Origin of the sequence: Solitalea canadensis DSM 3403, assembly GCF_000242635.2 — a bacterium.
GTDB lineage: Bacteria > Bacteroidota > Bacteroidia > Sphingobacteriales > Sphingobacteriaceae > Solitalea > Solitalea canadensis.
This window is the reverse complement of sequence record NC_017770.1, coordinates 3,808,925-3,829,471: the sequence shown is the minus strand read 5'-3', so window position 1 is coordinate 3,829,471 and position 20,547 is coordinate 3,808,925. Positions and strand designations below refer to the sequence as shown.

Sequence of the window (20,547 nt, the reverse complement as noted above, 5' to 3'; positions counted from 1 at the left end):
TACCAAATAATCAGGATGTTGGGTTTCTCTTTTCGTGAAAATCTCAAGATTTTCATAATAATTTCCTATTATTGCCGCGCTCTTTAAAGAAATTGCGATTATTATTTTCGAAACTATGTCACAAATTAGTGCTGCAATAACTTCGGTTTTTGGTTATGCTCCGGAAGACAAACTGACTAACCAAGACCTGGAAAAAATGGTTGATACTAATGATGAGTGGATTCTTTCACGCACAGGTATCAAAGAAAGAAGAATACAAAAAGAGGGCGCAACATCTGATATGGGTGTTAAAATCATGGAAGGATTACTTGCTAAACGCGGTATCAGCCCTGAAGAAATCGACCTTGTAATTTGCACAACTGCTACTCCCGATTACGTATTTCCTGCTACAGCTAATGTTATCTGTGATAAAATAGGAGCTAAGAATGCCTGGGGTTACGACCTTAGCGCTGCTTGTTCTGGTTTTATCTATGGTTTAACTACAGGTGCTCAGTTCATTCAAACCGGAATGTACAAGAAAGTGGTGGTAATTGGTATCGACAAAATGTCGTCTATTATCGATTATCAGGACCGTGCTACTTGTATTATTTTTGGTGATGGTGGTGGTGCGGTATTGCTTGAGCCAAACAACGAAGGCTTAGGATTCCAGGACGCCATTCTGAGAAGTGATGGTGCCGGTCGCCAGTTCCTGGTAATGAAAGCAGGAGGTTCTGCAAAACCTGCATCAAGAGAAACGGTTGAAAACCGTGAGCATTATGTGTATCAAGAGGGAAAAACAGTATTCAAGTTTGCTGTGACCAATATGGCTGAAACAGCAGCTGAAGTTATGGAACGTAATAACTTAACAGCTGATGATATAGCTTGGTTAGTACCTCATCAGGCAAACAAACGTATTATTGATGCAACAGCTGATCGTTGCGGCATGCCTGCTGAAAAAGTAATGGTTAACATTGAGCGTTACGGAAATACCACCAATGGCACAATTCCGTTATGTTTATGGGAGTGGGAAGATAGGCTTAAAAAAGGCGATAATCTTATTCTTGCCGCGTTTGGCGGTGGTTTTACATGGGGTGCTGTTTACCTCAAGTGGGCCTACTAATAAAGCAATTTATTCGGAGCAATCCGGTTTAAATACAATATGTAGGTTATTGAATGACAAATCATTAACTTACACTTGAAAAGGTTACTTTACAAACAACTTAAAACAAACTAGCAAACTAATGGAAATCAAAGAAATTCAGGAACTGATCAAATTCGTCTCTAAGTCAGGCGTAAATGAAGTTTCGATTGAACGAAAAGATTTTAAAATAACTATAAAAACTACTTCACAGCAAGCAGTTCAAACTGTAGTTCAAGCTACTGTTCCTGTAGCGGCTCCTGTTGCAGCTATTCCTGCTCAAGCAGCAGCTCCGGTAGCAACAGCACCTGCACCAGCAACAACGCCTGCTGCTTCGGCAGAAGCACCTAGCGATGCAAATCTTATTACCATCAAATCTCCAATGATTGGTACTTTCTATCGCCAGGCTAGCCCTGAAAAACCTTCATTTGTAAATGTTGGTGATGAAATTCGTCCGGGACAAGTTCTTTGCATTATTGAAGCAATGAAATTGTTCAACGAAATTGAATCCGAAATCTCTGGACGTATTGTTAAAGTATTAGTAGAAAATGCTAGTCCGGTAGAATACGATCAACCATTATTCTTGGTTGAGCCAATGTAATTTTTATTTGCGGGTTTGAGTATTTGAAGATTTGGAAATATTGAGTTTTTAGATTCGCAAATTCACAAATTCACCAATTCACCAATTTTAATTTCATGTTTAAAAAAATACTTATTGCCAATCGTGGAGAAATCGCGTTACGAATTATTCGTACGTGTAAAGAGATGGGCATAAAAACGGTTGCTGTTTATTCAACAGCAGATCGTGAAAGCTTGCATGTACGTTTTGCTGATGAAGCAGTTTGTATAGGGCCAGCTCCAAGTAAAGATTCTTATTTAAATATTCCTAATATCATTGCGGCTGCAGAAATTACAAATGCAGATGCAATTCACCCAGGTTACGGCTTTTTGTCTGAAAATGCTAAGTTTTCATCAATTTGCCGAGAAAATGGTATCAAATTTATTGGTGCTTCTCCTGAGATGATCAATGCAATGGGAGATAAAGCATCTGCTAAAGAAACCATGAAAAATGCCGGTGTACCCACTATTCCGGGATCAGATGGTTTATTAAGTGATGTAAAAGAAGGTATTAAAGTTGCCAATGAAATCGGTTATCCGGTAATTCTGAAAGCTACTGCCGGTGGTGGTGGCCGTGGAATGCGTATTGTGTGGAAAGACGAAGATTTTGAACCAGCTTGGGATTCAGCTCGTCAGGAAGCAGGTGCTGCATTTGGTAATGATGGTATCTATTTGGAGAAATTCGTTGAAGATCCTCGTCACATTGAGATTCAAATTGTTGGTGACCAATATGGAAAAGTATGTCACCTTTCTGAGCGCGATTGTTCAATCCAGCGTCGTCACCAAAAATTAGTAGAAGAATCTCCTTCACCATTTATGACTGAAGAACTTCGTCAGAAAATGGGAGAGGCAGCAATTGCCGGAGCTTCTGCTGTTAATTATGAAGGTGCAGGAACAATTGAATTCTTAGTTGATAAACACCGCAACTTCTACTTCATGGAAATGAACACTCGTATCCAGGTAGAGCATCCAGTTACGGAAGAAGTTATTAACTACGATTTGATCAAAGAACAAATCAAAGTTGCCGGAGGTGTTCCGATCTCTGGTCGTTCATATTTCCCTGATATGTGCGCAATCGAATGCCGTATCAATGCTGAAGATCCAATGAATGGCTTCCGTCCTTCACCAGGTAGGATCACTAATTTCCACTCTCCGGGTGGTCATGGTGTTCGTGTAGATACACACGTATATGCAGGTTATGTGATCCCTCCTAATTATGATTCAATGATCGCTAAACTGATTACTGTAGCACAAACCCGCGAGGAAGCTATTTGTACAATGGAGCGTGCATTAAGTGAATTTGTAATTGAAGGTATTAAAACGACAATTCCTTTCCATTTGAAATTAATGAAAGACCCTAACTTCAGAGCTGGTAACTTTACCACTAAGTTTATGGAGACTTTTGATATGGAAAAATAGAAACAGTAATGTTTCTGTAATACACAAAAACGCATGATCGTCATAAATCATGCGTTTTTTGTTTTTGAATGAATACTCCATGGAGTAAAAGTGTGCAGAGATTATAAAAGTAGCTTTGTGCAGTCAAGTGCAAAACCTTAGCAAATTGTTAAGGCCTTAACAGGATTATAGGCATAATGTAAACAAGATATTGTTACCGATCTATTGTCCAGATAGGGGATCTTATTGAACGGACAACTTGAGTTAAATAACTTCATTCAATATTCATTCATTTAAGTATTTTTGCAACTCATTTAACGCACATGTCTGATAATAATAGCCGTAGAAGTAATCTAATAACCAAATACGTATTAAAAGATAAGCATACCATTGAATCAGAGATGTCATTCTTCGATCATCTGGAAGAGCTAAGATGGCATTTGATTCGTTCCGTTATTGCCATTGCAATTTTTACTGGTCTTGCTTTTAGCTATAAAGAAATCATCTTTGATCAGATTATTTTAGGGCCTAAAAATCCAGACTTTTGGACCTATCGTATGATGTGCCAGATAGCTGCAAAATATAATATTGCAGATTTTTGTGTGGATAAGATCAATTTTGTGATTATGAATACCGAATTAGCCGGTCAGTTCATGATTCACTTAACATCCTCTTTTCTGGTGGGTATTGCACTAGCCTTTCCATATTTTATTTGGGAGCTTTGGAGGTTTATTAAACCAGCCCTGGAAATTAAGGAGCGTCAGTATGCAAACGGTTTGATCTTCTTTACATCTGTGTTGTTTGGAATTGGTGTGTTATTCGGGTATTTCATAATTGTCCCACTTACAATTAACTTTCTGGGTTCATATACAGTAAGTGCAGAGATCCTGAATCAGGTTTCTCTGGATTCCTATTTATCTACCGTTGGAACATTATCATTAGGCTGTGGACTTACCTTTGAATTGCCAATCATTATCTATTTCCTTTCAAAGATGGGTATTGTTACACCTAAGCTGTTGCGTAGTAACCGTAGATTTGCGATTGTATTAATATTATTGGTTTCGGCATTTATCACGCCTAGTCCAGATATGATGACGCAAACCATCGTTGCAATACCACTGTTTCTTTTGTTTGAAATCAGTATTTTTGTGTCGGCAGCGGTAGCACGTAATAAAGCTAAGAAAGAAGCCGAATTTTATAATTCGTAAGTCGGAGCAAAAATAGTTTGCTGACTTGTGTTGAACGTGTAAATAATAATAAAATGAAAATAGCATTAGGAGGCGATCACGCCGGTTTTGAGTACAAAAAAGCTTTAATTGAAGTTTTAGAGGCTCAAGGTATTGAAACAAAGGATTTTGGTCCGTATTCAACCGACTCAGTTGATTATCCTGATTATGTGCACCCTGTGGCTGAATCAGTATTAGCCAATGAATATGACTTAGGTGTGTTGATTTGTGGAAGCGCTAATGGTGTTGCAATTACGGCAAACAAACATGCTGGTATTCGTGCGGCGATTTGTTGGTTGCCGGAGTTAGCAGAGTTAGCAAGAGGTCATAACAATGCAAATATTGTATGTATTCCTGCTCGTTTTGTTTCATTGGAAGATGCAAAAGAAATTACCCAACGATTTATTACCGCTCCTTTTGAAGGTGGTCGTCATGCCAATCGCGTAAATAAAATTGATTGCGTATAACGATAATAGTTCGAGTAAACAGAAAAAGGATTATGTACATATACATAATCCTTTTTTTATTGCTACAAAATTGTCACGTATAACGCTGCTGCTTCAACCAACATTTTGCTACATTTAGCTCTCAATTTAATCCAATGAAGAATGTAATTGTTCCTTTTCTGTTAGTACTGGCAATGACAGAAAGCAGCTTAGCGCAAAGTGCTGAGACATTTGCTGGAGAAATTAACGCATCGTATCTGAAAAAACATCTATCTGTTTTAGCTTCTGATGCGTTTGAAGGTAGGGAAACAGGACAAAAGGGATCTTTACTAGCGGCTGACTATATTCAGGCTCATTTTAAACAACTTGGACTGCAGGCTCCTGTAAATGGTTCTTATTTTCAAACTGTGCCTCTAATTGAACGTTCAATTGGTGATGCAACAATTACAGTTAACAGTACTGATTTTAAATTTGCTGAAGACTTTTTATTAGTAGGAAGGAATTTACCTGCATCTATTGACGCAAAGGAAAGTCAATGGGTGTTTGCTGGTTATGGAATAGGAGCCGGAAACTGGAATGATTTTGCCAACATTGAGGTGAAAGGCAAAGCAGTAATGATCATTAGTGGTGAGCCTTTTGATAAAAGCGGAAAGAGTATGATCACTGGGCAGGAAAACTACTCTGATTACACGTTAGATACTCGTAAGAAATTTCGGGAGTTACAGCTTAAACATCCCAAACTTATTCTTGCCGTTTATCCAAACCTAAGAACTTCAATGGCCGGCTATGCGACACAGTTGAGAGCAAAAAGCATTGAGTTTCCTGAAAAACAAGAAGAAAATCCAACAGCACCTGTGGTATATATTTCGGAAGAATTGGCCACAGAATTACTAAAACCTACAGGAAAAAACATAGCTCAGTTGGTGGCGAAAATGCAGAATACTGCGAAACCACAATCTGCAGTTGTAAAGCAGCCATTTGCCGTAAAATTTCAAACTAAAGAGGCCCCTGTTAAAGCGATGAATGTACTGGGCTTTTTGCCCGGAACAGATCTTAAAGAGGAAGTATTAGTGATATCTTCTCATTACGATCATATCGGTATTATTAATGGTAAAATTAATAATGGTGCGGATGATGATGGTTCTGGTACAACTTCAGTGCTTGCGATGGCTCAGGCATTCACCACCGCTCAGAAAGCCGGAAAAGGGCCTCGGCGCAGTATTTTATTTATGACTTTTACAGGTGAAGAAAAGGGGTTATTAGGGTCGCAATGGTATTCAGACCATCCTGTTTTTGCATTTAATAACACGATCGCCGATTTAAATATCGATATGGTGGGTCGTATTGACGACGCCCATTTAACAGACACAAACTATGTTTACTTAATAGGCTCTGATAAATTAAGTACAGATTTGCATAAAATCAGTGAAGAAGCCAATAAAAATAGTGTTAATTTAAAACTGGATTATAAATACAATGATCCGAAAGACCCGAACCGTTTTTATTATCGTTCCGATCATTACAACTTTGCCAAGCACGGTATTCCGGTTGTTTTCTACTTTAATGGTGTACATGCAGACTACCACCAACCGGGTGATAAAGTGGAGAAAATCCATTTTGAGCTAATGGCAAAACGTGCACAATTGGTATTTAACACAGCCTGGGATTTGGCAAATAGAGATAAGCGTCCAGTGGTTGACGTTAAAAATGATTTTCCTGCAAATAGATAAAAATTAGAAGGCTGCAATAATGCAGCCTTTGTTATTACGATGCTATACCCGGTCTTCTATTTACTACCTATATAATATCAAATGGTAGACAACTTTGTTTAAGGATGAAAGCTTAGAGAAACTAACTTTTGTTCATAAAATGCTTGTTTTATATCCAACAAGTATTAAGCATTTTATTTATTTTTGATTGCATGAGTCAATATTCTGATCAGTTCCTCTCTGAAGCCGAAATCAAGGCTTTTGATCTTGAACACCGACGTAAGATCAATTTTAACATTGGAAAATATGATGCCGCCGTTTCGCGTGGTGTATCTCGCTTTTTTGATCTTGAGAATTCCCGTAAGAAAGCCAATATCGCCAAATGGCGCACAATAGAAAATCTCGAAAAATACCTGGTTGAATTTGAAGCTAACTTTACCCGTAGAGGGGGGAAAGTAATTTGGGCTAACGATGCGGAAGAAGCCAGGAAAGAAGTGCTGGGCATTTTCGAAAAGTATAATGCCAAAACCATGGTGAAGTCAAAATCAATGACTACAGAGGAAATTGAATTAAATGAATTTCTGGAACATCATGGAATTGAAGCGCTTGAAACTGATTTGGGTGAATATATTGTTCAATTGTTAGGTCAAAAACCTTATCATATTGTTACACCTGCAATGCACTTATCAAAGGAAGATATTGCAAAGCTGTTTCATGAAAAATTTGGTACTCCGATAGATTCAACTCCTGAGCAATTGACTCAAAAGGCCCGTGAGCTGCTTAGAAATAAATATGTAACTGCTGATATTGGGATAACAGGAGGGAATTTCCTTTTGGCCGATACCGGAAGTATTTGCTTAACAGAGAATGAAGGAAATGCTCGTTTGTCAACAACCTTTCCTAAAGTTCATATTGCCATTGTTGGTATTGAAAAGATAATTCCAAGTATTTATGATCTTGATCTTTTCTGGCCGCTCTTGGCAACCCATGGAACTGGACAAAATTTAACAGTTTATAATTCAATAATTAGCGGTCCTAAGCAAGCCGAAGAAATGGATGGTCCGGAAGAAATGTATGTGGTATTGCTTGATAATGGCCGGACAAATTTATTGGCACAGAAAGAACAGAGACAAGGTTTATACTGTATTCGTTGCGGGGCATGTTTAAATGGCTGTCCGGTTTATAAAAATATCGGTGGTCATACTTATGAAACTACTTATAGTGGCCCAATAGGTTCGATAATTACTCCGCACTTAAGTGGAATGCAGGAATTTAAACATTTAAGTTATGCATCGAGCTTGTGTGGTAAATGCTCAGAGGTGTGTCCTGTTCATATTGATATTCATAAAATGCTATTATTGAACAGAAGAGATGCGGTGAATGAGAATCTGGCGACAAAGGCTGAAATGTGGACTTGGTATTTCTGGAAGAAAGGAATGCTTAAACGAAATTTCATGAATATGTTGGGTGGTAAATGGAAAGCTTTCTTCTTGAAAAAATTTGCTGCTAAAACGTGGGGGAAACGCAGAGAACTTCCTGCTATGGCTCCAAAGTCATTTAATGAACAATGGCGAGAATTACATAAGAATGATAATGCTTAAACATAGTAAATAAAGAAAGGGTTGCTTGCTAGCAACCCTTCCTTTATTCGTCTTTTTCCCCTTCTCCGCTTTTCAGCTTAAAATTTTTATCTCGTTTCTTAAGCGCTTCAAATAGGATATATTCAACTTGGCCATTGATACTTCGAAACTCTGAAGCAGCCCAACGTTCCAGTTCTTTTAACATTTCCGGATCTAATCGCAATACAAATGCTTTTTTTGCCGACATACTCTATATGTATCTTTCAAATGCTAATCGCATTTATCTTGTTATAAACTTTCAGGGCATTCAGTGCTTCTGTTAATTCAGCAGTTTTATTCGTCCCGATTAATACCTTCTTTCCTGTTGTTAATTCCAGTTGCAATCCTTCGTCACCGGATACATTATAGGCCCTTCCATTTTTAAATGGCCAGGTGCCTTTAATTCCCCAGCCGCCAAATTCTGAGATTGGGTCGTATTTCCTAATATAAGCAGAGCTGATTGCAGTCCAAAGTATTGTTCTGAACTTTAAATGGAAAGGAAAAAACTGAAAATGAACGCCTGAAGAATCTACGCGAGTTTTAAGAACTAATGCAAACTTAAAAAGCAAAACGAACAATATTTCAGCTACAATAATGAATAATAAGACTTTCTCAATCCTTTCATTCGTTATCCATTCATTTAGAAAGAGCACAAATGGCACAATCGTGGCACTTAAAGTGAGTAACCAAATCCACCATTGATTGAATCGCTGCTTTTCTTCAAAAAACATAGTCTTAATTGTAAAGAGTACCGGTGTTTACGATCGGACTAACTGCTTTTTCAGCACAAAGGACAACCAATAGGTTACTTACCATAGCAGCCTTACGCTCTTCATCTAAATGTACAATTTCTCTTTCTGATAAGCGAGCTAAAGCCATTTCAACCATGCCAACAGCACCTTCAACAATCTGCTTGCGAGCAGCAACTACAGCTGTTGCTTGTTGACGTTGTAGCATGGCTCCTGCAATTTCAGGTGCATATGCTAAGTGGCTGATGCGAGCCTCCAGTACAGTGATGCCGGCCGGTCGTAAACGTTCATTTAATTCATGTTCTAACATGTCGTTCACTTTGTCAGCACCGTCGCGAAGTGTAATTGTTGCATTTTCATCCTCTAAATTATCGTATGGACAACTCCCCGCCAAATGTCTTACGGCAGCCTCACTTTGAATATTTACATATAAGGTGTAATTGTCTACTGCAAACGCAGCCTTAGCTGTGTCTTCTACCTGCCAAACGATTACTGCGGCAATCTCAATTGGATTACCCATTTTGTCGTTTACCTTCAGCGACTGTCCATTTAGGTTTCTGGCACGAAGTGAAATGGATTGTTTTTTATACAAGGGGTTAACAAAGAACAGCCCATTAGCTTTAACAGTGCCCGAGTAAATCCCGAAAAAGGTTAATACTCTTGATTCATTTGGGTTGATGATGATGATACCCATAAAAGAAATAAGGGCAACAATTATCAGGACAACGCCAATGAAGACGTATGCTGAATAAAATGAAAAAGCAGATCCAATTAAACATAGTACTGCAAAACCTAGCATGGCAAAACCCGGAATAGGTTTAATAATTTTTTCGTTCATTGTGGTAAATATTTGATATCATTTTGATATTACAATGATATGTATTTGGAATTAGTTAAGCAAATAATCTTCAAGGTATATTAGTAATAAGACTAAAGGAATGTTCGACTGATTTGAGCAGTGATGAATGTATTTGGAAGGTTAACTCCAAGTGGGGTAAAATTTGGTAGAAAAGATTTTCTCCTTATAAGAATACACACTAGTGACCATACATCACAATAGTGTATGTCATCTTATAGCTGGAATCACATTTTCTTTATCAGCTTCCTTGTCAAGGATTTCAAGAAACTCTTCAATAGGAATACATTCTGCACCTAAACTCTCCAGGTGAGGTGTTTCCATTTGGCAGTCAATAATCGAGAAAGGAAATGTTTGAGCCAGGTAAATAAATGCAACTTTTGAAGCATTGCTTACTTTATGAAACATGGATTCGCCATAAAAAACAGTTCCTAGATTGATGCCATACAGCCCACCGACAAGACCTCCATCTTCCCAAACTTCAATTGAATGGGCAAAACCGAGCTTATGCATGTGTACATAGGCATCCAACATTTCATTGGTTATCCATGTTCCGGGTTCTCCCTCCCGGCAGATCTGCTGGCAATTGGATATTACGCTTTTAAAATCTTTATTAACTGTAATTGAGAATTTCCCAGATCTCAGCACTTGTTTCATGCTTTTTGAAACTTTTATTTTTTCAGGAAATAACACGAAACGTGGATTGGGAGCATGCCACAAAATAGGGTCTTCTTCAGAGTACCAGGGGAAAATGCCGTGTCTGTAAGCAACTAACAATCTTTCAGGTGAAAGATCGCCGCCATAAGCTAGCAGGCCACTATCATCAGCCAATAGAGGATGTGGGAAAATGATTTCGGTACTGAGTTCGTAAACAGGCATCCGGTTAAGTTTGAAATATTAGATTTGAGAAGTGAGCTAAAATAATCAATCTCAAATCTAATATCTCAGATCTCAAATCTAGTTTGTAATTCCTGCCAAATTTAGCATAAATGCATATTCCAATGCTATTTCTTTCAGTGCTTCAAACCGACCAGATTTACCTCCATGTCCTGCTTCCATATTTGTGTGTAGCAATAAAAGGTTTTTATCTGTTTTGAGTTCGCGCAGTTTGGCCACCCATTTTGCTGGTTCCCAATACTGTACCTGGCTATCCCAATAGCCGGTTGTCACTATCATATTTGGATAATTTTTCTTTTCAACATTATCATAGGGAGAATAACTCTTCATGTAATCGTAATACACTTTATCATTAGGGTTTCCCCATTCATCAAATTCTCCTGTAGTTAGCGGAATACTTTCATCCAACATAGTAGTAACCACATCAACAAAAGGAACTGCAGCAACAACACCTTTCCAAAGATCCGGGCGCATATTGGTAACTGCTCCCATTAATAGTCCTCCTGCGCTACCGCCCATTGCAAATAGTTTTTCTTTTGAAGTATACTTCTGAGCGACTAAAAAATCTCCGCAATCAATAAAATCGGTGAACGTATTCTTCTTTTTTAACAGTTTACCATTCTCATACCAATCGCGACCAAGCTCTTGTCCACCACGAATATGTGCGAGCGCATAAGCAAAACCACGATCAAGCAATGATAATCGGTTCGAACTAAACCCTGGATCCATGCTGTTACCGTAAGAACCATAAGCATATAAAAGTAATGGTGCTTTGCCATCCTTCTTCCAACCTTTTTTATAAACTAATGAGATCGGAATCTTTGTGCCATCTTTTGCGGTAGCGTATAAACGTTCACTTACATAATCATCCGGATTATATCCTCCAACAACTTCCTGCTGTTTTAACAGGATACGCTCTTTTGTAGCCATATTATAATCATAGATGCTATTGGGAGTGGTTAAGGAAGTGTAACCATAGCGCAGAACATCTGTATCAAATTCTCGGTTTACGCTGGTGTAGGCTAAATAAGCTTGGTCTTGAAATGGTAAATAGTACTCACTTTTATCAGCCCATTTGATGATACGGAGTTGAGTTAACCCATTCTTACGTTCACTTACCACATAGTAGTTCTTAAAGATGTCGATGTTTTCCAATAAAACGTCTGAGCGGTGAGGAATTACCTCTTTCCAGTTTTCCTTGGTTGTTTTATCAACCGGACACTCCATTAAGCGAAAGTTCTTAGCATCAAGATTGGTAATGATGTAGAATTTATCACCATAATGCTCCACATTATACTCATGATTGCGCTCACGAGGTTGTATAACTCTCCATTCTCCATCCGGATTGTTTGCATCAAGCACACGATACTCAGTACTTAGCGTTTGCCAGCTACCGATCATAAGGTATTTGTCAGATTTTGTTTTGAAAACCCCTGTAGAAAAGGTGTCATCTTTTTCGTCAAAGACCATCACATCTGCACTTTGAGGCGTACCAAGCTTATGTTTCCAAACAGTATTATCGCGAAGTGTTACCGGATCTTTTTTGGTATAAAAAACAGTCTTATTATCGTTTGCCCAGGTTACTCCACCACTAGTACCCTCTAGTTTATCTTGCAAAATAGCACCGGAGGCAATGTCTTTAAAATAAACGGTATAGATACGACGGCTTACCGTGTCAATTCCGAAGGCTAATAATTTATTGTCGTCACTTACAGAATATCCTCCAAGAGCCCAATAATCGTGCCCTGTTGCTAATTCTGGACCGTTTACAAGAATTTCTTCGGAGGTGGGGTTCATTCCGGTTTCTATGTTCCGGCAGTAATAAGCATAATCTTTTCCCTTTTCAAAGCGGGTATAATACCAAAACCCCTTGTCTTTAAATGGCACACTCTGATCGTCCTGCTTTATTCGACCTTTCATTTCTTCAAAAAGCTTTTTTTGAAGTTCTTCGGTAGCAGCCATTGCCGATTTGGTATAGGCATTTTCTGCATTTAAATAATCCAGAACAGCCTTTGTTTGGGCGTCGGGTGTTTTAGCATTTTTCTGATCATCTGTAAGCTTCATCCAATAATAGTTGTCGATGCGGATATCGCCATGCTTTTCTAATTTATGTTCTTCTTTTTTGGCAGAAGGTGCCGGGGGTAAATTGGTATTCATCAATGTTGACTGACTTGTTTGGGCTTTTGCCGGATTAATAATGGCAAAAGTAACACAGGTTGCCCAAAGTAAACGGATAGAGTTTTTCATCGTGTTGAATCGGATTGATTATCATGAAGATAGTAATCAAAAATCAAAAAAGACTAACCTGTAATTGATTAGTCTTTTGTTTGATGAATATCTTCAGATTTATAATCCCTTGCTCAATACTAACTTTTCATTGTAATAATAGATTGAACCGTTTTCAGAGATACCTTCAGCACGAATGATTAAATCATCAATATCTTTAGGAACGAAGAACTTGAACTTGGTTTTGCCGGTCGAATCAGTTTGAATATCAGGCTTCCAGAAGATGGTGGCATATTTCTGAAATGTTTCGGTTTCTGGTTTCAGTACGTATTTTGGAGTAAAGAATGCTACCGGTTTTGCATAGCCTTTTACAGCTAATGTTCGGGTATTGCTAATGCCGTCTGGCCCCCAATCGATCCCTGTCCTTCTGGTAACAATGTTAATAGAACCATTTCCTCCTCGCATTCCCAACATGGCATTTGCCGATTTGTTAACAGCAACAGCCTGAATGTCCTGAACAGAGATGATAGATAAATAACTAAGATCACTCATTACCATCCCATCAATAATTAATGAAGGTTGATTGCTACCCATCATACTGGTAGGTCCTCTACCCATATCAATATATAAGTCGCCCATAGCGGTTCTGCTTACTCTTAAGAAAAACTCATTTCTTAATAAATCCTCAATAGTGGTGTAACGAGCATAGTTATCTTTATTGATCTCAAAAACTCTATCTCCCATATTACTATAAAGATTGCCTTCAAATGGATTTTTCTTTTTTTCAGCACGAACAACCACTTCTTTTAACTCGTATAATTTTTCGGTCAGTGGCTTTACAAAGTTGGTTGCTATAGGTGCTGGCGTATATTCGTCATTAAACTTATTTACGGAAATAGCAGTGTCTAACCGGTGATAAACAATGTTAGCTTTTATATTCCTGTTCCAACCTCCACCTTTTAATCCAGCAGCAGAAACAATTACTTTAGTAGAATCATTTAAATAGAGGTTTTTAAATGAGATGCTACCGTTTTCATCCGCCTGTGCACTTAGCATAAGGTTATTATCTGGAGAAAATAATGAAAACATTGAGTTTTTCTCCGGTTTTCCACCCTTGAAACGGTTTTCTGCCGTGGCATTGACGGTAAAACCATTTTCATACGGATACTTAATTCCCGGAACTTTCTCCACTAAAATATCCGGCCATTGATATTTGCGCCATGCCTGTGTTAATAACAAATTATCAAGATCAAGTTGGTGCTGATAATCACTTTTTTCAAAGTAATAATTAGGATCCTCCACACTTCCTTTTACTGAAGCATTAAGTATTACATCTGCAAATAATGAGCTACTAAAATTATTTCCTGTAGTGTTTCCTGGTAGAACAGAGAAGCTCAGGTTTGCAGCGATTGTGTTAGAAGCAGTATCAAGCGTACTAACTTCTAGCGTTAATGAGTCGCTTTGTAAATGTTGACTTACTGTTAACGCCCCTTTCGGAATTTTTGAATTATTAAAGATGACGCGTTCTGCCAAGGGCTTAAACTGCTCATTGAAAATGGTGATATAGTTTACTCCGGGTCCCAACAGTGAACGATTTACCGAAAACATTTTTTCCAACTCAGTGAATTTTACGTACAACGATTGATGAACTGTCCCGTTGTTATGTATAAGCACATGAATTGGTTTGTCTCTGATTTCTGTAAATGTTTGTTGGTTGGTTTTCAGCGAAATTAATAGCTTATTAGGTAAAAGATTGTTGACAAAAACAGCAATACCTTTCTGAACAGGACTTGCCATTTCAATTTCTTTCTTTTGATTGTTATTATAGATAACTCCAACTTTATAGTTTACAGCCTTTGCATCAAAAAGAGTGAATGATGAAATTCCGACTTTATTGGTTTTAAATAGTTGAATGGTATCATTAGTTGGTGAAAGAACATAACCATATGCAATAGTTCCATGCCCACTTGGCAATGTTGTTTTTACGCCAAAATGATTATCCACGCCTTCAACAAATAATCCACCTTCAGGGAAAACCTGTAAGTCAATAGTTGCTTTTGTTGAATCTGATGGAAATGGTGTTGTTTTTTGTTCGCCTAACGCTGTTACCTGTATAATGGAGCTACTAAACGGCTGATCTTGAAAATTACGCATCCAGTTGGTGTAGGCCCTTAATGTGTAATTACCGGCCCGCGCTTCATTTTTTAACTTAAAAAAGCTACTGGCAACACCGTTTTCAAGAAATAATACTTTGCGTTCAACCAGTTTTCCGTTTTGGTCAAATAGCTCAGCATATAATTTATTTGCTTCAGGCGTTAATAGTCTTTCGGCCGGATCATAAACATACACCTTAAACCAAATGTTATCTCCGGCAATGTATTCTGATCTGCTTAAATGAACATATACTCTTTCTCTTTTTTTCTCAAAGTAATTGGTGTAGGGGGTGAGAAGTTTCTTTTTTAATAGCTCAACAATGGGATCGTCTGCAAAAGCGTATAAACCACTCAATAAGCAGACTGATAAGAACAGATGTTTAAGTTTCATGTACGGACGATAAGGGGCTTTTTCATTTTAATATTATAAATAAACGAATTAACTCGTAATCATCATATTAAAAGCCGAAAAAAAACTTTAGCACCCTGTGTATATCTTATGAAAAATCAAAAAATATTATTCATCTTAGTTCCGCTATGGAACAACCAATCGAAACCTTATCCAATAATGTTTATATGAACTTTGACCGTAAACATTATTCAAATGAAACCTTAATCGACCTTTATAAGAATCTTGTCCGCCCACGCATGATCGAAGAAAAAATGTTAATTCTTCTCCGTCAGGGTAAAGTGGGAAAATGGTTCTCAGGAATAGGACAGGAAGCCATTGCCGTAGGAGCAACAATGGCGATGAACAGCGATGAATACATTTTACCTATGCACAGGAATTTGGGGGTATTTACCAGCCGGAATATTCCTTTAAGCAAACTTATTGCACAATGGCAGGGTAAAATGAGTGGATTTACCAAAGGCCGCGACAGATCTTTCCATTTCGGAACACAGGAATACAAGATTGTCGGCATGATTTCTCACCTGGGCCCACAAATGGCCTTGGCAGATGGTATCGCTTTGGCAGATCTATTGGAAAATAAGAATAAAGCAACTTTAGTATTTACAGGGGAAGGCGCTACAAGTGAAGGCGATTTTCATGAGGCATTAAACGTAGCGGCTGTCTGGAACCTGCCAGTAATCTTTATCATTGAAAATAATGGTTATGGGCTTTCAACTCCAACCAATGAGCAATATAAGTGTAAGAATTTGGTAGATAGAGCAAATGGGTATGGAATGAAAGGGTATCAGATTGATGGAAATAATATTTTAACAGTCTACGATACGATCCGAAAAATTGCAGATGAAATGAGGCATAATCCACAGCCTGTATTAATAGAGTGTATGACTTTTAGGATGCGTGGCCATGAGGAAGCTTCGGGAACTAAGTATGTTCCAAAAGAGCTATTTGATGAATGGGCCCCTAAAGATCCGGTTCAAAACTTTGAGAATTACCTCATTCAGGAGGGCGTGATCAATCAGGATTATATTGACGAGTTGAAATTAAGACTCAAAATTGAAATAGATAGTGCAGTAGATTTAGCTTTCTCTGAGCCCGATGTTATTGCTGATTTAGCAGTGGAACTGGAGGAGATGTATGCTCCTGTTGGAGATATAAACATTGAAGTAGACGAACAAGCCAATAAAACGGAGAAGCGTTATTTAGATGCAATAACTGATGCAATGCGTCAGGCAATGCAGCGACATCAGAACCTTGTCATTATGGGGCAGGATGTTGCTGAATATGGAGGAGCGTTTAAAATTACACAAGGATTTGTAGAAGAGTTTGGAAAAGGAAGAGTGAGAAATACGCCGATTTGTGAGTCGGCAATTGTTGGTACTGCATTCGGACTTTCAATAAATGGTTATAAAGCTATTATGGAAATGCAGTTTGCCGATTTTGCAACCTGTGGTTTTAATCAAATCGTTAATAACTTAGCGAAAAGTTATTATCGTTGGGGGCAAAATGCAGATGTAGTTGTGCGAATGCCAACTGGAGCAGGAACGGGTGCCGGACCGTTTCACTCTCAAAGTAATGAAGCTTGGTTTGTAAAAACACCTGGCCTTAAGGTGGTTTATCCTGCATTTCCTTCGGATGCAAAAGGATTGTTGGCTGCATCCATTGAAGATCCAAATCCGGTGATATTCTTTGAACATAAATATCTTTACAGAGGCATTTCAGAACACATTCCGGATGATTATTATACCACACCTATTGGTAAAGCTAAGTTGGTTAAGGAAGGTGAACAGTTATCGATCCTTACCTATGGTTTAGGGGTGCACTGGGCTTTAGAATATCTTGAAAAACACCCTGAAGTATCAGCTGATGTGCTTGATTTAAGAACATTGTTGCCTTGGGACATTGAAGCGGTAGAAACCACGGTCAAGAAAAATGGAAAGGTGTTAATTTTACACGAAGACACATTGACTTGTGGGGTTGGGGCTGAAATTGCAGCTTATATTGCTGAGAATTTGTTTAACCATTTAGATGGTCCGGTTGTACGTTGTGCAAGTTTAGATACTGCAATTCCGATGAGTAGGGCTCTGGAAGATAACTTTCTTGCAAAATCAAGAATGGATGAAAGTATTCAACGGTTATTGAGTTTTTAGTTCAAAAAACAATAATCAATTGATAAGAATCCCTGTACTGCTAAGTACAGGGATTCTTTCTTTTTATAAATCTGTAAGAAATTAATTATCTTGTTATTCATAATTTACCTCTTATGAATAAGTTTACTACTCTCATTCTCTCTTTATGGTTACTTGCCGGCGCATCATCTGCTCAAGTAAATGTTTCAAAAGCCCCGGAAGATCCTAATAGACCAGATACAGTAAAAAAGTGGGCAATATCAGGAGTTAATTCTCTTCTGCTAAATCAAAGTTCTTTTTCTAATTGGGCTTCTGGGGGAATAAATTCTGTTGCAGGAACTTTATTGCTGGATTATAATTTTAATTATACTAAGGAAAGGTGGAATTGGGATAATCATGTTTTGGTAGGGTATGGATTTAGCAAACAAAAAGATGTAGGACTTCGTAAGACCGACGACCGCTACCTGCTTTATTCTAATTTGGGGTACAAATTGAAAGGTTATTGGTATGCATCATTCTTTGCCAGTTTGCAAAGTCAGTTTGCGAATGGATTTGAATATAATTCTGATGGAACGGAAACATTGATTTCGGGGCCATTTGCACCTGCTTATGTTGGATTTGGTCCTGGCATAACCTATAAAAAATCGGATAACTGGAAAATTAATATTTCGCCGCTTGCATCAAGAATTACGTTGGTTAATGATGACTATTTATCTTCTATTGGCGCATTTGGAGTTGATCCCGGAAAGAAAAGTCGTTATGAGTTCGGTTTCAACTTAAATGCTTATCGTAAAGATGAAATCATGAAGAATATTAATTTAGAGCATATCTTGATGTTATATTCCAACTATCTTGATAATCCGCAGAATGTCGATATTAATTATACATTGAATCTTTTTATGAAAGTAAATAGCTATATATCAGCAAACTTTGGGATTCAGTTGATTTATGACGACGATACTACATTCCCTTACACAAACAATGCAGGAGAAACAGCTTATCGGCCTCAATTACAATTTAAGGAAATATTCGGTGCTGGTTTTACCTATAAATTCGGAGGAGCTAAATAACAGATAAGCAAAACCTCAAGCCTTGTTTCTTTGTGCCTTGGCGAATTGCGGTTATATCTTAATATTCTCTTAATCTTAGTTTCTTACTTTGTCTGCATGAAGAAAACAGCACTTTTCGTTTTATTAAATTTACCCTTGTTATTATCTGCCCAGAAGAAAACAATGATTGACGTTCAAGGACATAGAGGTTGTCGGGGGTTAATGCCAGAGAACACCATACCAGCGATGATAATGGCCATTGACTTAGGCGTCAGAACCCTGGAAATGGATTGTGTGATCTCTAAGGATAAAAAGGCAGTTGTGTCGCATGATAATTATATGTCGCATGAGTTTGTTCTACAACCAAATGGAGAACAGATTACCGAAGCAAATGAGCAATCGTTTAATCTGTATCAAATGGATTACGATAACATCCGGAAATATGATGTAGGAATTAAAGCTCATCCAAGGTTTCCTCAGCAACGTAAATTTACTATTGAAAAACCTTTACTTTCTACTTTAATAGATAGCGTTGAGAACTATGTTAGAACGAAGAAATTAAAACCTCTTTTTTATAATATCGAAACCAAGTTTATGCCTGAAGGTGATAATGTTTTTCACCCTGAACCTGATGAATTTGTTGAACTTTTGATAAAGGTTATTAAGTCTAAAGGGATTGAAAAGAGGGTAATTATTCAGTCGTTTGATGTTAGAACCTTGCAAATTATTCATAAAAAATATCCTGAGTTTAAAACGGCCTTACTTGTCGAAAACAAGGATAGCTTTGAGAGTAATATCAGCCGATTAGGATTTAACCCCGATATTTATAGTCCTGACTTTGAACTGATAGATGAGTCATTAGTAACAGCAGTTCATGCAAAGAAAATGGAATTAATTCCATGGACAATCAACCAAGTAGAAGATATGGAACGTATTTCAAAAATGGGTGTGGATGGAATTATCACAGATTATCCCGACAGAGCAATTAAGTTGGGATCAGGTCCAAAATCTGTGGACTAAGCATATAATTTAGCCAGCCTGAAAAGGAAAAAATTCACATTTCCCACCCCTCTGTATTGAGCTCTGAACGCTTTGATCTTGGCATTGAACGATTCGGCCGAAGCATTGGTACTTTTGTTGTCGAAGTAGTTGAGTATGTGTTGGTGGTGATTAATAATTGTTCTGGAGAGGGTATTGAACGACTTGAATCCCGATTGTTCCACCAGTTCGTTCCATTTGGCCAATCTTACAAAAGCATATAATTTATCTGTGGTAGTACTAAAGATCCAGGATAATTTTTGAGTGAGTTCATAGGCTTTTCTTAGATCGGGGTATTTTTCAAATAACAGGCTGGCCCTCTGGGCCTGTTCGGCAGTCCAGTTATCCTCTTTTTTATACAAGAGGTACCTGCTTCTGGCCAACAGTTGCTTGAGCGTATCTCCATTGGAGAGAACCGGAGGGCAGTAGGTTACTTGGGCTGTTTTAGCATCTTCTATTGCTTGATTTTCTGCATCGATTGCTTGCCAGCGGTATTTAATTCTCATCTCCTGCAAGGCTTCTGTGGCCAACTGCTGCACATGAAACCGATCGATCACCCGGGTGGCATTGGGAAAACACTTCTTGACAATCAGGCTCATGTTGCCCGCCAGGTCCAGGGTTATTTCCTGTACCTTATTGCGTTGTTTCGGCGATAGCTTTTGCAACAAAGGGATGATCGTTTCCGATTTAGTGCCTTCCATAATGGCCACTAAAGTTCCTGCCTTCCCTTTTGCCTGTTTGTTAGTCACCACCGTATAGAGCTCTCCGTGAGAGAGCGAGGTTTCATCAATCGATAGAAAAGGTCCCATATTCTGTTCAAAGACAAGTCCCTTGCGAGCATTCTCTTTGTGTTCCCAAAGGGAGTAGTCACTGAGTTTATCCCGATAATAGCGTTGCAGTTTTTTACC

The 20,547-nt window shown here is 38.2% G+C and carries 17 protein-coding genes; 10 read left to right on the top strand and 7 right to left on the bottom strand.

Translation table 11 applies throughout. The features are described 5' to 3' along the window. Window positions 1-115 precede the first annotated feature (115 nt). From SOLCA_RS15920 to SOLCA_RS15890, 7 genes are all read left to right on the top strand, one after another. Complete coding sequence (locus SOLCA_RS15920; protein ID WP_014681485.1) at window positions 116-1,099, top strand: beta-ketoacyl-ACP synthase III; 984 nt, start codon at window positions 116-118, stop codon at window positions 1,097-1,099. A 121-nt stretch (window positions 1,100-1,220) separates the two neighbouring features. Beyond that, window positions 1,221-1,718: an acetyl-CoA carboxylase biotin carboxyl carrier protein gene (gene accB, locus SOLCA_RS15915; RefSeq protein WP_014681484.1), complete on the top strand. Its 498-nt coding sequence runs from the start codon at window positions 1,221-1,223 to the stop codon at window positions 1,716-1,718. Between the two features lie 95 nt (window positions 1,719-1,813). Then, window positions 1,814-3,154, top strand: coding sequence for an acetyl-CoA carboxylase biotin carboxylase subunit (accC, locus tag SOLCA_RS15910; RefSeq protein ID WP_014681483.1), 1,341 nt, complete (start codon window positions 1,814-1,816; stop codon window positions 3,152-3,154). 302 nt (window positions 3,155-3,456) lie between these two features. Next, window positions 3,457-4,341 (top strand): twin-arginine translocase subunit TatC, encoded by an 885-nt coding sequence (gene tatC / locus SOLCA_RS15905; RefSeq protein WP_014681482.1) that lies wholly within the window; start codon window positions 3,457-3,459, stop codon window positions 4,339-4,341. A 53-nt stretch (window positions 4,342-4,394) separates the two neighbouring features. Continuing rightward, window positions 4,395-4,826, top strand: a complete 432-nt coding sequence (gene rpiB, locus SOLCA_RS15900) for a ribose 5-phosphate isomerase B (RefSeq protein WP_014681481.1) — start codon at window positions 4,395-4,397, stop codon at window positions 4,824-4,826. 134 nt (window positions 4,827-4,960) lie between these two features. Then, window positions 4,961-6,535, top strand: a complete 1,575-nt coding sequence (locus SOLCA_RS15895; protein WP_014681480.1) for a M28 family peptidase — start codon at window positions 4,961-4,963, stop codon at window positions 6,533-6,535. A gap of 191 nt (window positions 6,536-6,726) precedes the next feature. After that, window positions 6,727-8,115 carry a LutB/LldF family L-lactate oxidation iron-sulfur protein gene (locus tag SOLCA_RS15890; RefSeq protein WP_014681479.1) on the top strand — a complete coding sequence of 463 codons (1,389 nt, stop codon included), beginning with the start codon at window positions 6,727-6,729 and terminating at the stop codon, window positions 8,113-8,115. Between the two features lie 43 nt (window positions 8,116-8,158). On the opposite strand, the gene SOLCA_RS15885 is transcribed toward SOLCA_RS15890, so the two are convergent. The 6 genes from SOLCA_RS15885 to SOLCA_RS15860 all read right to left on the bottom strand — a co-directional run bounded on the left by SOLCA_RS15885 (window position 8,159) and on the right by SOLCA_RS15860 (window position 15,405). Further along, window positions 8,159-8,341, bottom strand: a complete 183-nt coding sequence (locus SOLCA_RS15885) for an Arc family DNA-binding protein (RefSeq protein ID WP_014681478.1) — start codon at window positions 8,339-8,341, stop codon at window positions 8,159-8,161. Window positions 8,342-8,357: 16 nt separating this feature from the next. Further along, window positions 8,358-8,864: a hypothetical protein gene (locus SOLCA_RS15880; RefSeq protein ID WP_014681477.1), complete on the bottom strand. Its 507-nt coding sequence runs from the start codon at window positions 8,862-8,864 to the stop codon at window positions 8,358-8,360. A gap of 4 nt (window positions 8,865-8,868) precedes the next feature. After that, window positions 8,869-9,720: an SPFH domain-containing protein gene (locus tag SOLCA_RS15875; protein WP_014681476.1), complete on the bottom strand. Its 852-nt coding sequence runs from the start codon at window positions 9,718-9,720 to the stop codon at window positions 8,869-8,871. Window positions 9,721-9,948: 228 nt separating this feature from the next. Further along, window positions 9,949-10,617, bottom strand: a complete 669-nt coding sequence (gene aat / locus SOLCA_RS15870; protein ID WP_014681475.1) for a leucyl/phenylalanyl-tRNA--protein transferase — start codon at window positions 10,615-10,617, stop codon at window positions 9,949-9,951. Window positions 10,618-10,695: 78 nt separating this feature from the next. Further along, on the bottom strand, window positions 10,696-12,882 hold the full coding sequence (locus SOLCA_RS15865; RefSeq protein WP_014681474.1) for a S9 family peptidase: 2,187 nt from the start codon (window positions 12,880-12,882) through the stop codon (window positions 10,696-10,698). Between the two features lie 99 nt (window positions 12,883-12,981). Further along, window positions 12,982-15,405, bottom strand: a complete 2,424-nt coding sequence (locus SOLCA_RS15860) for a TonB-dependent receptor (protein WP_014681473.1) — start codon at window positions 15,403-15,405, stop codon at window positions 12,982-12,984. Window positions 15,406-15,551: 146 nt separating this feature from the next. Between SOLCA_RS15860 and SOLCA_RS15855 the strand changes: the two genes are divergently transcribed. From SOLCA_RS15855 to SOLCA_RS15845, 3 genes are all read left to right on the top strand, one after another. Then, window positions 15,552-17,573, top strand: coding sequence for an alpha-ketoacid dehydrogenase subunit alpha/beta (locus tag SOLCA_RS15855; RefSeq protein ID WP_014681472.1), 2,022 nt, complete (start codon window positions 15,552-15,554; stop codon window positions 17,571-17,573). A gap of 113 nt (window positions 17,574-17,686) precedes the next feature. Next, window positions 17,687-18,622 (top strand): DUF3078 domain-containing protein, encoded by a 936-nt coding sequence (locus SOLCA_RS15850; protein ID WP_014681471.1) that lies wholly within the window; start codon window positions 17,687-17,689, stop codon window positions 18,620-18,622. Between the two features lie 96 nt (window positions 18,623-18,718). After that, entirely contained in the window at window positions 18,719-19,621 is a 903-nt protein-coding gene (locus tag SOLCA_RS15845; RefSeq protein ID WP_014681470.1) for a glycerophosphodiester phosphodiesterase family protein, read from the top strand. Here the strand turns inward: SOLCA_RS15845 and SOLCA_RS23655 are convergent. Continuing rightward, entirely contained in the window at window positions 19,618-20,538 is a 921-nt protein-coding gene (locus SOLCA_RS23655; RefSeq protein ID WP_042479917.1) for an ISAon1 family transposase, read from the bottom strand. The genes SOLCA_RS15845 and SOLCA_RS23655 overlap by 4 nt on opposite strands. Window positions 20,539-20,547 lie beyond the last annotated feature (9 nt).

Excerpts from the sequence above, each read along its gene's own strand:
- SOLCA_RS15845 (WP_014681470.1), top strand. The coding sequence starts at position 18,719 with ATGAAGAAAACAGCACTTTTCGTTTTATTAAATTTACCCTTGTTATTA.
- accB (WP_014681484.1), top strand. The coding sequence starts at position 1,221 with ATGGAAATCAAAGAAATTCAGGAACTGATCAAATTCGTCTCTAAGTCA.
- SOLCA_RS15895 (WP_014681480.1), top strand. The coding sequence starts at position 4,961 with ATGAAGAATGTAATTGTTCCTTTTCTGTTAGTACTGGCAATGACAGAA.
- SOLCA_RS15920 (WP_014681485.1), top strand. The coding sequence starts at position 116 with ATGTCACAAATTAGTGCTGCAATAACTTCGGTTTTTGGTTATGCTCCG.
- rpiB (WP_014681481.1), top strand. The coding sequence starts at position 4,395 with ATGAAAATAGCATTAGGAGGCGATCACGCCGGTTTTGAGTACAAAAAA.
- aat (WP_014681475.1), bottom strand. The coding sequence starts at position 10,617 with ATGCCTGTTTACGAACTCAGTACCGAAATCATTTTCCCACATCCTCTA.
- SOLCA_RS15890 (WP_014681479.1), top strand. The coding sequence starts at position 6,727 with ATGAGTCAATATTCTGATCAGTTCCTCTCTGAAGCCGAAATCAAGGCT.
- SOLCA_RS15885 (WP_014681478.1), bottom strand. The coding sequence starts at position 8,341 with ATGTCGGCAAAAAAAGCATTTGTATTGCGATTAGATCCGGAAATGTTA.
- SOLCA_RS15875 (WP_014681476.1), bottom strand. The coding sequence starts at position 9,720 with ATGAACGAAAAAATTATTAAACCTATTCCGGGTTTTGCCATGCTAGGT.
- accC (WP_014681483.1), top strand. The coding sequence starts at position 1,814 with ATGTTTAAAAAAATACTTATTGCCAATCGTGGAGAAATCGCGTTACGA.
- SOLCA_RS15855 (WP_014681472.1), top strand. The coding sequence starts at position 15,552 with ATGGAACAACCAATCGAAACCTTATCCAATAATGTTTATATGAACTTT.
- SOLCA_RS15880 (WP_014681477.1), bottom strand. The coding sequence starts at position 8,864 with ATGTTTTTTGAAGAAAAGCAGCGATTCAATCAATGGTGGATTTGGTTA.
- SOLCA_RS15865 (WP_014681474.1), bottom strand. The coding sequence starts at position 12,882 with ATGAAAAACTCTATCCGTTTACTTTGGGCAACCTGTGTTACTTTTGCC.
- SOLCA_RS15850 (WP_014681471.1), top strand. The coding sequence starts at position 17,687 with ATGAATAAGTTTACTACTCTCATTCTCTCTTTATGGTTACTTGCCGGC.
- tatC (WP_014681482.1), top strand. The coding sequence starts at position 3,457 with ATGTCTGATAATAATAGCCGTAGAAGTAATCTAATAACCAAATACGTA.
- SOLCA_RS15860 (WP_014681473.1), bottom strand. The coding sequence starts at position 15,405 with ATGAAACTTAAACATCTGTTCTTATCAGTCTGCTTATTGAGTGGTTTA.